Below are 12,576 nucleotides of genomic sequence, written 5' to 3'. Positions count from 1 at the left end.
GAGGCCGCGGCGGGGGCGTGAGGGAGGGGCTTACGCGGCCTTGGGCGTCTCGGCGGCAGCGTCGTGCTTCACGAAGGCGTCCGCCAGCCAATCGTCGAGGCTGAGATCGTTCTCCGGCTCCAGACGGTAATCGGCCATGAAGGGCAGGAGCTGCCGCGACTCCATTGCCCGAAGGTTGAGAAGGATGCCGCTGGCGTTCCAGTCCGGCACGGTCAGGTGCGTGACGGTGGCCGTCACCGGACCCTTCTCGAACACGCGGGCATATTTGTGAACGCTCGCCTGGGGCAGCCAGTCGACGGCGAGAGCGTTGACGAGCGACTGGGCCGAGCCGCGCCCGTCCGCCGCGGCCGCCCGCAGCGGCTTCGGCACCACCTTGCGCAGCGCCAGGCTGACCATCCAATCCAGCGGGAAGGCGGAGGAGATGACCTCCTCCTCCTTGCGGAAACCGCCGCTGCGGCTGCGGCGATTCACCTCGAGCCGCGTGCCGGACGCGATTTTCACCGAGTATCCCTCGCCGACGATGTAGTGACGGTCCCACACCGTCGTCTGCGCGGCGAGGCGCCACTGTGTCAGGAAGGTCGGCGTTCCGGGAACAAGAAGCCCGAATTGAAACGACCCTGTCTCGCGCATGTCGAACCTCCGATTGATCGGCTCGGAGTATTGACGAACAGGGTTAACCTTCCCTTTCCCGGGCGCTTCGGATGCCTCAGTCCGTCGCGTCCGCCGGGCCCTTTACCACCTCGCGTTTCGGGTCGCCGCCCCATTCGGTCCACGAACCGTCATAGACCGCGCTCGGCGTGCCGAGCTTGGCGAGCGCCAGGGTGAGGATGGAGGCGGTGACGCCCGAACCGCAGGAGGTGGTGACCTTCCGGTCGAGGTCGACGCCGCCGGCCTCGAAGGCGGCGCGCAGCCCCGCCTCGTCCTTCAGCCGCCCGTCCGGCGTCACGAGGCTGGCATAGTGGACGTTGCGGGCCCCCGGCATGTGACCGGCGCGCAGGCCGGGGCGCGGCTCGTCCACCCGGCCCTCGTAACGCTCGGCCGAGCGGGCGTCGGCCACCTGGCCACCGGCGGCGAGGGTGGCGGCCACGTCGTCGCCGCTGGCGAAGAGGTCCGGGTTGAAGGTCGGGGTGAAGGTGGCGGGGGCGGGCGTCGCGGGAGGCCCCGATTCGGTGGGGTAGCCGGCGTCGGTCCAGGCCTTCAGTCCGCCGTCCAGCACCAGGGCGTCGTGGCCCATGACGCGGAACATCCACCACGCCCGCGGTGCAGCGAACACGCCGCCGGTCTCGTAGACCACCACCGGCGTGGAATTGGAGATGCCGAGCGCGCCGACCATCTCGGCGAACACCTCCGGCGAGGGCAGCGTGTGGGGCAGGCCGCTCGAGGTGTCGGCGATGCGGTCGATGTCGAACCGCAGCGCGCCCGGAATGTGGGCGGCGGCGAACTCGGCGCCCGCGTCGCGTTTGGCGTCGGGCATGTGCCAGGAGGCGTCGAGCACGGCGACGTCGCCGAGACGCGCCTTCAGGTCCTCGGGAGTGATCAGCATGGCGTTCAGTCTTCCAGCAAGGTCAGGCGGACGCGGCGGTTCTGCCGGCCCTTCTTCTCGATCTTCGTCACCGCCACACGGCCGATCTCGGCCGTGGAGGCGACATGTGTGCCGCCGCAGGGCTGCAGGTCCACCGTTCCGATGCGAACGAGGCGCACACGGCCCGATCCGCGCGGCGGCTGCACCGCCATCGTCTTCACCAGCTCCGGGTTGGCGTCGAGCTCGGCGTCGGTGATCCACTCGGTGGTGACAGGGTGGTCCGCCTCGATCAGCGCCATCACCTCCGCCGTCACCGCATCCTTGTCGGGGCTGTCGGGCAGGTCGAAGTCGAGCCGGCTTTCGGTCTCGCCGATCTGCCCGCCGGTGACGGGGAAGGGGAGGGCGACGGACAACAGATGCAGCGCGGTGTGCATGCGCATCAGCCGGTGGCGGCGCGCCCAGTCGAGGTGCTGGGTGACGGCGGTGCCCACCGGCGGCGGCGTCGCCACGGCGAGACGGATGGTGGTGCGGTTTTCACCATAGCGCGCGTCGGTCACGGCAAGGCTTGTGCCGTCGCCGAGGTCGATGCGCCCGGTGTCGCCCGGCTGGCCTCCGCCCGCCGCGTAGAACAGCGAACGGTCCAGCACCAGGAAGCCTTCGCCCACCTCCGTGACCGTGGCCTCCGCCGACTTCAGATAGGGATCGTCGCGGAAGAGGGGCTCGCTCATGGGGTCTCACCGTGTGCGGGCGCCGCGAAGGGCACCCGGATGGAAGGGTTCACCCCTTCATTTAACCTGGAACGGGTGAACCACCAGAGCGAGACGGTGCGTCAGGCGTCCTCGAACGGCACGGCGATGTTGGGCGTGCGCTCCATCCATTCGGGCACCGGCAGGTCCTTGGAGCGCAGGAAGTCCGGGTTGAACATCTTGGAGGCGTAGCGGTTGCCGTAGTCGCACAGGATGGTGACGATGGTGTGGCCCGGCCCCATCTCGCGCGCCATGCGGATCGCCCCGGCGATGTTGATGGCCGACGATCCGCCCAGCACCAGCCCCTCCTCGCGGATGAGGTCGTAGACCAGCGGCAGCGCCTCCGCATCTTGGATCTGGAACGGCATGTCCACCTGGACGCCTTCCAGGTTGGCGGTGATGCGCCCCTGGCCGATGCCCTCGGTGATGGACGATCCCTCGGACCTCAGCTCGCCGTCGGCATAATAATGGTAGAGCGCCGCGCCCATCGGGTCGGCGAGGCCGATCTTCACGTCGCCGCGCTCCTTCAGCGCCATGGAGACACCGCCGAGCGTGCCGCCGGAGCCGACCGCGCAGATGAAGCCGTCCACCTTCCCCTCGGTCTGCGCCCAGATCTCCGGCCCGGTGCCGTGAATGTGCGCGTCGCGATTGGCGGTGTTGTCGAACTGGTTGGCCCAGATGGCGCCCTTCGCCTCGGTCTTCGCCATTTCGGCGGCGAGGCGGCCGGACAGCTTCACGTAGTTGTTGGGGTTCTTGTAGGGGACCGCGGGGACCTCGATCAGCTCCGCACCGGCGAGCTTGATCGCCTCTTTCTTCTCCGCGCTCTGCGTCTCGGGGATGACGATGACGGTGCGGAAGCCCATCGCGTTGCCGACCAGCGCCAGGCCGATGCCGGTGTTGCCTGCGGTTCCCTCGACGATGGTGCCGCCGGGTTGCAGGGCGCCACGCTTCACCGCGTCACGGATGATGTAGAGCGCCGCGCGGTCTTTGACCGACTGGCCGGGGTTCAGAAACTCCGCCTTGCCGAGAATGGTGCAGCCGGTTTCCTCGGACGCGCGCTTCAGCTTCACGAGCGGCGTGTTGCCGATCAGGTCGATCATGTTGGTCATGGGGCACTCCTTGATGCCGCAATAGGCCTCGCTGCGGCCCGCTTCAAGGATCGGCATCTACCCAAAGATAGGAGCACTGCTTAAATTGGCATGGCTGACACGTTCGGAACATTTGAACCACGCCATGACACTTGCCGATACGCCGCTGCGCGCCGGGCGCGCCGAACCCACGATGCCGGAGGGCAAGGGCCACGCGCTGCGCGGCGGCGGGTCCACCGTCATCGCCGTGCGGCGGCAGAAGCTGTGGGATCTCATCATGGACGAGAGCCGCCTCGCCGCGGCCATTCCGGGGGCGGAAACGCTGCACCGCGTGGAGGGGGCCGAGGACCGGACCTATGCGGCGGACGTCGGGATCGGGGTCGGTCCGATCAAGGGCGTCTGGAAGGTCCATGCCCGGTTCGCCGAGGTGATCGAGCCCGCCCACATCGTCCTGTTCGGCGGGGCGGACGGGCCTCTGGGCAAGTCGTTCGGCGAAGGGTGGATCGACTTCGAGCCGGTCGATGGCGGCACCCGGATCACCTATTCCTACGCGATCCTGATTTCCGGGATGGTGGCGAAGGTCGGCGGCAAGCTGATCGACGGGGCAGCGGACAAGCTGATCGAGAAGTTCTACGCGCGGCTGGAAAAGGCGATCCGCTCCGAGCGCCGCGCCGCCGTCTGACCGGCGCCCTCTTCGGTGCAGTCCGCGCTCAGGGCAGCTCTTCCACGACGAGGCGGTAGCGCGGCGTGCCGTCCCCCACCTCGTAGGTGATCGAGGCGCGGGCGGGGATGATCGTCCCCTCGCGGGTGATGATCTCGACGAGCAACGGGGCCATCGTTTCCATGCCGTTGCGGCTTGCCGCCAGCGCATGGTTGGCGACGACGCCGACGAGGGACTGCCACCCGACGACGAAGCTCTCCACCGTTTGCGTCTTCAACGAATCGATCCGCTCGCGCAGCAGCATGCTGGCCGCGCGGTTGGCGCTCTCGATCCTCCCGCTGTGGTCGACGACGAGTACGGCGGCGTGGGAGCGCTCGGCCATCATGTCGAGCTGGCTGCGCTCGGCCGGGGCGGCGAGGCGGCGCGCACCCAGCTCCACGGCTTGGCCGCACAGATGGGCGAGCGCGGAGAACGAGGCCATCGTCTCTTCGCTGGGCCGCCGGCGGGGGTGATAGTCGATGGCGAAGAGCGTCCCGACGACCTGCGTCTTCACGTGGATCGGTGCGCCGACGAAGAAGCGCGCATGCGGGAAGGCGTGAACCAGGAGATCGTCGCCGAAACGGGTGTCTTCCGCAGCGTCCGCGACGTCGACCGCCTGACGTTCCCGGTGCGCCAGCGCCAGCATGGATTTGCTGTTCATCGCGTCCGGCTGTGCGGCATGGTCGGCGTCAAGCAGCGTGGTGATGACGGCCGTGGGGCAACCGACGACGAGGCGCGCGAGCCGCAGGAGCGCCTCGTGGTCCGCGGATTCCAGCCAATCGATAAGCGCGATTGCGACCGGCCAGGGCAGGTTGAGCCTCTGGTGGAGCCCGTCGACGTCTTTGAGGACGGCAGAGCGTGTCAACGTGGTTGGATTGGATGGGGTGTGTAGGGACGCATCCAGACCGGCCGTCCTATATCCGTTGACGACATGGGTTGTCATACAGCCATTGTTCCGGGCGACGGCAGAACGCGGAGGCGGCCCATCGGCCGAGCGCTCGCAGGGACTGGTACGGCTCCACTTCGGTCCTCACGGCCGACAGTACCGGGCGCGCGAAGCCCGACCTGTCCACACGTTGCAGAATAGCATACAATCCCGCGGGTCTCAATCTGCGCTATAAGTCAGCGCACTGCCGCGCAGGGCACCGGTCGCCGCGGACCGTCACGGCGCAGCGTGTCAGTCGACCGCGACGGAGCGGCGCCGCGTGTCAATGAAGACGCGCGACCGCGAATCCGACGACGTCCGCCAGCGCCTCGCGCATCGGCGTGTCGGGCACGGCCGACAGGTCGTTCAGCGCCCGGTCGGCGAAAGCCTGCGCGCGCTCGCGGGTCTCGGCGAGGGCGCCGGTCGCGGTCACAAGGTCGCGCGCGGTGAGGACGTCCTCGTCGCGCACGTCGCTCTTTTCGATGCAGCGTTCCCAGAAGGCGCGATCCTCGGCCGAGCCGCGGGCGTAGGCGAGGAGCACCGGCAGCGTCGCTTTGCCCTCCCTCAGGTCGTCGCCGACATTCTTGCCGAGCGTCTCCGCGTCGCCGCCGAAGTCGAGCGCATCGTCGATCAATTGGAAGGCGAGGCCGAGATTGCGGCCATAGGATTCGAGCGGCGCACGATATTCCGGAGTGCCGGCGATGATCGGGCCCGCGGCGGTGGCTGCGGCGAACAGGGCGGCGGTCTTGGCGTCGATCACCGCCATGTAGTGCGCCTCGCCCACCGACAGGCTCTTCGCCCCGGCGAGCTGGCGGACTTCGCCCTCGGAGATGGTCGCGGCGGCGCGGGAGAAGACGTCCAGCGCTTCGAGCGAGCCGACGTCGACCATCAGCTTGAACGCCTGGCCGAGCAGGAAGTCGCCGACGAGGACGCTGGCCTGGTTGCCCCAGATCATCCGCGCGGCGGGTTTGCCGCGGCGCATCGCGCTGTCGTCCACCACGTCGTCATGCAGCAGCGTCGCGGTGTGCATGTATTCGACGGCGGTGGCGAGCTTCACGTCGCCTTCGCCCTCATAGTCGAACAGCTTCGCGGTGCCGAGCGTGAGCATCGGGCGGATGCGCTTGCCGCCGGACGAGATCAGATGGTCCGCGACTTCCGGGATCATCGTGACGTCGGACCCGGCGTGCGTCGCAATCAGTGCGTTGACCTTGGTCATCCGATCGGCGACGCTTCCAACGAGGCGGTCAATTCCGCGTGTGGTCGGCGCCGAGGCCAGGGCGGCAGGGGCAGTCACGGCTGGTTACTCGCACGATTTTGCATGGGGCGGACCATAGGCTCACAGGCTCGGAACGGCAACCGCGGGGAGGGGACCCGCTGCCGCAGGGCACGATCAAAACCATCCATCACCAACGATCCAAGGGACCCGTGTGGACGAACTGTTGCGGACGAACGACCTCGTCCTGATTTCCTTCGTAAACGCCTTGCTGTCTGACGCAAAGATCCACCATCTCGTCGTCGACCAGAACATGAGCGTCCTGGAGGGGTCGCTCGGCGTACTCCCGCAGCGCGTCCTCGTCGATAGGGATCGTGCGCACGAAGCGCGCCGCCTCGTCAGCGAGGCCGGGATCGGTGTGGAATTGTCGGCGCCCCGCAGGAGCTGAGGGCGCACCCTCAGCGCGGTGCGGGGCCGGGGAAGGCGCACGGCTGCGGCAATGGCACGGGCTCGGTGCCGGCGGCGAACCTGGCCGCGCGGATCCACCAGCGCTGCGGCGCGCGCGCACGGAGCGTGTCCAACGCGCCATCACGGCTCGCCGCGTCGTCATAGAGGCCGAACACGGTCGGTCCTGAGCCGGACATGCGGGCGATGCGGCACCCGTCGGTCGATCGCAGCGCCTGAAGCAGCGTGCCGATCTCAGGCATGGCCGCGTGAGCGGGGCCTTCGAGGTCGTTGCGGGTCGTCCGCAGCCAGGCGAAAAGCTCTTCCAAGCCGCCGACGGACGGAGGCATGAAGGGCGCATTGTCCGGCGTTGCGAGGTTGCCGAACACGTCGGCGGTGGCGAGCGGCCGGCCGGGATTGATCAGGATGGCGTGGATCGCCGGCAGGTCGACCGGCGTCAGCTTCTCGCCGATCCCTTCCATCAAGCAGGGCCGCCCGTCCAAGCAAACGGGTACGTCGGCGCCGAGCGACAGGGCGTCGGCGGCAAGGGATGCGGGGTCGATGCGGTACCGATGCGCGGCTGCGCGCAAGACGGCGGCCGCGTCGGCCGATCCGCCGCCGATACCCGCCGCGACGGGCAGACCCTTGACGAGGTGCACCGCCCGAATTTGGGGACAATGGCGTGCGGCAGCGGCGGCGAGATTTTCCGGCCCAGCCGGGACGCTGCTCCCGAAGCGGCCCGAGACGGTGAAGGCGGGCGCCTCCTCTGCGGGCGGGCCAAAGCCGACCTCCACCACGTCGCCGTCGTCGATGGCGGCGAACGCGACGAGGCTTTGCAGCTCGTGGTAGCCGTCCGTCCGGCGCCCGAGGACGTGGAGCGCCAGGTTCACCTTGGCGGGGACGGTGAGGCGCAGCGCGGTACTGTCACGCAGCGCGGTGCCGACGTCGTCCGGCACGCCGCCTTCCGCATTGCCACGCCCCAAATCGCCAACCCCCGGACCGCCAGCCGCCAGACTGCCCACCGTATGATCCACAGCCGCCGACGCGCCCCGACCGGGATCGCGCTCCGGGACGTCTCCATGCGGCACATCGGCGCCGGCCGTCGGACCGGCGGTGCGCGCCCGTGTCGTCGTCCCGCTCATCGCCCGGCCGTTACTGCGTCGTGGATCCGGACGGCCGCTCTGTTCCGTCCCCGGCCGCGGTGCCGGCTTCGGCGGTCGTGGTCGACGGTGCCTCCTCGGTGGCGCGCGAGGCGTCCGTATGCTCGGTCACCGGCTCCGGCGCCTCCAGCCCGTTCGCCAGCTTGGTGGCGATGGCGGCGGCGAGCGTCGCGTCCGGCCCGAACTCCTGCGCGTGGGACCATTGGAACAAGGCTTCACGCTTGCGGCCGACCTGCCAATAGGCGTCGCCCAGGTGGTCGTTGATCACCGGGTCGATCGGCTTCAGGCTGATCGCCCGCTCCAGCTCGTTCACCGCGTCCTGATAGCGGCCGAGCCGGTAATAGGCCCAGCCGAGACTGTCGACGATGTAGCCGTTGGACGGCTCCGCGGCGACGGCCCGGCGCACCATGTCGATCGCCTCGTCGAGCTTCTCGCCCCGGTCGATCAGCGAGTAGCCGAGGTAATTCAAGGTGTGCGCGTTGTTCGGCTGATAGGTGAGGGCGAGGCGGAAGTCGCGCTCTGCCCCGGCCCAGTCGTCGGTCCGCTCGCGGGCGATGCCGCGATAATAGAACAGCGTCCAATAGGGGGGCGGCACGGTGCCCAGCGTCTCGATCGCCTGGGTGTAGGTGGCGCGCGACCGCTCGAAATCTTCCATGCTGCGGAAGATGTTGCCGAGGACGATGATCGTCGACACGTCCGACGGATCGGCGGCCACGGCCTCTTCCAGAAGCGCGATCGCTTCGGTGTTGCGCTCCAGAGCGTTGAGGTTCAACGCCTCCTGGACACGTGCGGTGCGCGCGAGTGGGCTCGATTCGGGGATCTGACGATAGATCTCGATCGCAGCCTCGTGCTGGCGCAGGAATTCCATCACCTGGCCCAGCGCCATCGCGGCGAAATAGTTCTCGGGGTCGAGGTAGATCGCGAGCTGGAAGAGCGACGCCGCCTGTGCGTTGCCGCCGTCCCGCGCATAGGCGGTGCCGAGACCGTAGAGGGCTTCTGCCGCGCCCGCAGTCGCAGAGGTGATCAGCGGCTCGACCGTGTCGGCCTGGAGCGCGGCGCGCACGCCTGCGGTATATTGGTCGCTGCCGCCGAGCCGGGCTTCGAACTCGCCGAGGACGGCGTCGGCACGATCGTTCTTGCCTTTGCGGGCGAGAGCGCGGGCATAGGCGTCGACCACCCGCGGCGAGCCGGCATCGCGCTCATAGGACGTGCCGAGCGCCGTCCCCGCGAGCTCGGTCATTCCCGCCTGGTCGGCGATGAGACCGCTGTGGAGGAGCGTGAACGGCTCGTACCAACTCGGCCCTTCCAGCGAATCGAGGATACCGATGGCCGCGTCCGCATCGCCCTGGCCGGCCTTGACCCAGGCCTGCAGGAGCGCGGACACCAGTTCCTGGATCTGGCCTCCCACCTCGTCGAGGTTGCCGAGGGTCTCCAGCGCGGCCTTGCGCTCGCCCTTGCGGATCTGATCGACGGCGAGCGTCGTCAGCGCCATCCAATCGTCGGGCTCGTTGCGCAGAAGCTCTTCGGCGAGGGTGAAGGCGCGCGGAAAATTGCCGGATGCGACATTGAGCGCCACGGAGGAATCCAGAAGATCGGTGTTCTTCTGGTCCTTCGACAAGGCCGCCGCGAAAAAGCCCGCAGCGGCCGCGATGTCCTGATTGAACTGGGCGTGGCGGGCGGCGAGATAATAGCCCGACAGCGAGCCGAGGCCGAGCCGTTCCACAGGTTCGAGCGCGACACCGATGTCGGACAGCTCATTGCCGCCGGGCACCGCGTTCGCCGGGCTTGTAGCCAGCGACCCGGCCAACGCCAGCGACCCGGACAGGGCCAGAGCGAACGGAACGCGGATCGATCCTTTTGTGCACAGTGGCAAGGCAGACCCCTCTTAACGAAGATGCGCAGGTGGCGCGCAACTTGTACACGAAAACTGAATTGCGACGTAGGCGATACCGTCCACCTTCGCAACAGGAAGCGCAAGGCTTGTCACCATCAAGGCGTTTCCAGATGCCCTATCCTTCATTATATCGTTTCGCGCGGTAGTAGGGGAACTGACCAATGGGCAAATGGGTGTACACATTCGGCGATGGAACGGCCGAAGGTGACGCAAGCCAACGCAACCTTCTCGGCGGCAAGGGCGCAAACCTTGCAGAAATGGCGAGCCTGGGGCTCCCCGTTCCGCCGGGCATGACCATCACCACCGAAGTCTGCACCTACTTCTACGAGCACGAGCAGAGCTATCCGCCCGAGCTGGAAGCGGAGGTGAACGCCGCCCTCGACCAGATCGCAGCGTCGACGGGCCGCACCTTCGGCGATCCGAAACTGCCGCTGCTCGTCTCCGTGCGCTCCGGCGCGCGGATTTCCATGCCGGGCATGATGGACACCGTCCTCAACCTCGGGCTGAACGACGAGACCGTCCTCGCGCTGGCCGAGAACGCCGGTGACGATCGGTTCGCCTATGACAGCTATCGCCGGTTCATTCAGATGTACGGCGACGTCGTGATGGGCGTCGAGCACAAGTCCTTCGAGGACAAGCTGGAGGCCATGAAGGAGGAGAGGGGCGTCGACCTCGATACCGACCTCTCCGCCGACGACTGGAAGGTTCTCATCGAGGACTACAAGGCCGTCGTCCTCGCCGAATCCGGCAAGCCCTTCCCGCAGGACCCGAAAGATCAGCTCTGGGGTGCGATAGGCGCGGTGTTCGGCTCCTGGCGGACCGAGCGCGCCGTCGTCTACCGCCGCCTGCACCAGATCCCCGAGCGCTGGGGCACCGCCGTCAACGTCCAGGCCATGGTGTTCGGCAACATGGGCGAGACGTCGGCCACAGGCGTCGCCTTCACCCGCAACCCGTCGACGGGCGAGAACCAGCTCTACGGCGAATTCCTCATCAACGCCCAGGGCGAGGACGTCGTCGCCGGCATCCGCACCCCGCAGGACATCACCGAGCGCGCGCGCATCGAGGCCGGCTCCGACAAGCCGTCCTTGGAGCGCTCGCTGCCGGACGCCTTCGCCCAGTTCAAGGACGTCTGCGACACGCTGGAACGCCACTACCGCGACGTGCAGGACCTGGAATTCACCATCGAGCGCGGCAAGCTGTGGATGCTGCAGACCCGCTCGGGCAAGCGCACCGCCAAGGCCGCGCTGAAGATCGCCGTCGACATGGTGGACGAGGGCCTCATCACCGAGGCCGAGGCGATCAAGCGCATCGAGCCGGCCTCGCTCGACCAGCTCCTCCACCCGATGATCGACCCCAGCGCCAAGCCGGACCAATTCGCCAAGGCGCTGCCCGCATCGCCGGGCGCGGCGTCGGGCGAAGTGTGCTTCACCTCCGCCGAGGCCGAGCGGCTCGCCGCATCCGGCCGCCCGTGCGTCCTCTGCCGCATCGAGACCAGCCCCGAGGACATCGCCGGCATGCACGCCGCCGACGGCATCTTCACCACCCGCGGCGGCATGACGAGCCACGCGGCCGTTGTGGCCCGCGGCATGGGCAAGCCCTGCGTCTCCGGCGCCGGCGGCGTGAAGATCGACTACGCGAAGGGCACCATCACCGCCGGCGGCGTGACGCTGAAGAAGGGCGACAAGATCACCATCGACGGCGGCACCGGCGAGGTGTTCGTCGGTGAGGTGCCGATGCTGAAGCCGGAGCTTTCCGGCGACTTCGAGCGGCTGATGGGCTGGGCCGACGCCAAGCGCCGCATGAAGGTGCGCACCAACGCCGACACGCCGCACGACGCCAAGACCGCGCGCGAGTTCGGCGCGGAGGGCATTGGCCTCTGCCGCACCGAGCACATGTTCTTCGACCCGGAGCGCATCATGCCGATGCGCGAGATGATCCTGGCCGACGACACCGCCTCCCGCCGCGCCGCGCTCGACAAGCTCCTCCCCATGCAGCGCGAGGACTTTACCCAGCTCTTCGAGGTGATGGCGGGCCTTCCGGTCACCATCCGCCTGCTCGACCCGCCGCTGCACGAGTTCATTCCGCACACGGACAAGGAGATCGAGGAGGTCGCGAAGGCCCTGGGTGCCGACCCCGAGAAGCTGAAGAACCGTGCGTCGGCGCTCGCCGAGTTCAACCCGATGCTGGGCCACCGCGGCGTGCGCCTCGCGATCACCTATCCCGAGATCGCCGAGATGCAGTCCCGCGCGATCTTCGAGGCCGCCATCGCCGCCGCCCAGAAGACCGGTGCGCCGGTGGTGCCGGAGGTGATGGTGCCGCTGGTGGGCCTCAAGTCGGAGCTGGAGTTCGTCAAGAAGAGGATCGACGCGACGGCCCGCGCGGTCAGCGAGGAGACCGGCCAGACCTTCACCTATCAGGTGGGGACGATGGTCGAGCTGCCGCGCGCCGCGCTCAACGCCGACAAGATCGCCGAGGAGGCGGAGTTCTTCTCCTTCGGCACCAACGATCTGACGCAGACGACTTTCGGCATTTCGCGTGACGATGCGGGCGTGTTCCTGGGGTCCTACCTCAAGGAATCGATCATCGACGTCGACCCCTTCGTGTCGCTGGACACCGAGGGTGTGGGCGAGCTGATCAAGATCGGCGCCGAGAAAGGCCGGCAGGTCCGCCCCGACATCAAGCTCGGCATCTGCGGCGAGCACGGCGGCGACCCCAACTCGATCAAGTTCTGCGAGACGGTGAACCTCGACTACGTGTCGTGCTCTCCTTTCCGCGTGCCGATCGCCCGGCTGGCGGCGGCGCAGGCGGCGCTGGGGTAAGTCTGGGCAGAGGTTCAAGCTTACAACTCCCGGCGCTTCTCATAATAGAGAAGCGCCGGGAGATT

Annotated in this window: 11 protein-coding genes; 3 read left to right on the top strand and 8 right to left on the bottom strand. The window is 68.1% G+C overall.

What is annotated here, in order from left to right:
• Positions 1-30: 30 nt before the first annotated feature.
• The 4 genes from BIX52_RS03095 to BIX52_RS03080 all read right to left on the bottom strand — a co-directional run bounded on the left by BIX52_RS03095 (position 31) and on the right by BIX52_RS03080 (position 3,377).
• Positions 31-630 carry a hypothetical protein gene (locus tag BIX52_RS03095; RefSeq protein ID WP_075219503.1) on the bottom strand — a complete coding sequence of 200 codons (600 nt, stop codon included), beginning with the start codon at positions 628-630 and terminating at the stop codon, positions 31-33.
• Between the two features lie 76 nt (positions 631-706).
• Entirely contained in the window at positions 707-1,543 is an 837-nt protein-coding gene (locus BIX52_RS03090; protein WP_075219502.1) for a sulfurtransferase, read from the bottom strand.
• Positions 1,544-1,548: 5 nt separating this feature from the next.
• A complete protein-coding gene (locus tag BIX52_RS03085) occupies positions 1,549-2,250 on the bottom strand; it encodes an alanyl-tRNA editing protein (RefSeq protein WP_075219501.1) in 702 nt (233 codons plus the stop codon).
• 101 nt (positions 2,251-2,351) lie between these two features.
• Positions 2,352-3,377: a cysteine synthase A gene (locus BIX52_RS03080; RefSeq protein ID WP_075219500.1), complete on the bottom strand. Its 1,026-nt coding sequence runs from the start codon at positions 3,375-3,377 to the stop codon at positions 2,352-2,354.
• Between the two features lie 124 nt (positions 3,378-3,501).
• On the opposite strand from BIX52_RS03080, the gene BIX52_RS03075 reads away from it, so the two are divergent.
• Complete coding sequence (locus tag BIX52_RS03075; protein WP_083552769.1) at positions 3,502-4,038, top strand: SRPBCC family protein; 537 nt, start codon at positions 3,502-3,504, stop codon at positions 4,036-4,038.
• A gap of 28 nt (positions 4,039-4,066) precedes the next feature.
• Here BIX52_RS03075 and BIX52_RS03070 read toward each other — a convergent pair whose 3' ends face one another.
• Together BIX52_RS03070 and BIX52_RS03065 are read right to left on the bottom strand one after the other, a co-directional pair.
• On the bottom strand, positions 4,067-4,921 hold the full coding sequence (locus BIX52_RS03070) for a GAF domain-containing protein (RefSeq protein ID WP_075219498.1): 855 nt from the start codon (positions 4,919-4,921) through the stop codon (positions 4,067-4,069).
• Between the two features lie 343 nt (positions 4,922-5,264).
• A complete protein-coding gene (locus tag BIX52_RS03065) occupies positions 5,265-6,197 on the bottom strand; it encodes a polyprenyl synthetase family protein (protein ID WP_083552764.1) in 933 nt (310 codons plus the stop codon).
• A 211-nt stretch (positions 6,198-6,408) separates the two neighbouring features.
• Between BIX52_RS03065 and BIX52_RS03060 the strand changes: the two genes are divergently transcribed.
• Positions 6,409-6,642: a putative signal transducing protein gene (locus BIX52_RS03060; protein WP_075219496.1), complete on the top strand. Its 234-nt coding sequence runs from the start codon at positions 6,409-6,411 to the stop codon at positions 6,640-6,642.
• A 10-nt stretch (positions 6,643-6,652) separates the two neighbouring features.
• Here the strand turns inward: BIX52_RS03060 and BIX52_RS03055 are convergent, their stop codons facing one another.
• Both BIX52_RS03055 and BIX52_RS03050 read right to left on the bottom strand, forming a co-directional pair.
• Positions 6,653-7,594 carry a 4-(cytidine 5'-diphospho)-2-C-methyl-D-erythritol kinase gene (locus BIX52_RS03055; protein WP_075219495.1) on the bottom strand — a complete coding sequence of 314 codons (942 nt, stop codon included), beginning with the start codon at positions 7,592-7,594 and terminating at the stop codon, positions 6,653-6,655.
• Positions 7,595-7,790: 196 nt separating this feature from the next.
• Complete coding sequence (locus BIX52_RS03050; protein WP_139312703.1) at positions 7,791-9,671, bottom strand: tetratricopeptide repeat protein; 1,881 nt, start codon at positions 9,669-9,671, stop codon at positions 7,791-7,793.
• A 182-nt stretch (positions 9,672-9,853) separates the two neighbouring features.
• On the opposite strand from BIX52_RS03050, the gene ppdK reads away from it, so the two are divergent.
• Positions 9,854-12,511, top strand: coding sequence for a pyruvate, phosphate dikinase (gene ppdK, locus BIX52_RS03045; protein ID WP_075219493.1), 2,658 nt, complete (start codon positions 9,854-9,856; stop codon positions 12,509-12,511).
• Positions 12,512-12,576 lie beyond the last annotated feature (65 nt).

The organism is Acuticoccus yangtzensis, from assembly GCF_001927245.1.
In the GTDB taxonomy this organism is placed as follows: domain Bacteria; phylum Pseudomonadota; class Alphaproteobacteria; order Rhizobiales; family Amorphaceae; genus Acuticoccus; species Acuticoccus yangtzensis.
The sequence above is the reverse complement of the archived record's forward strand: the minus strand, read 5'-3'. Positions and strand labels throughout refer to the sequence as shown.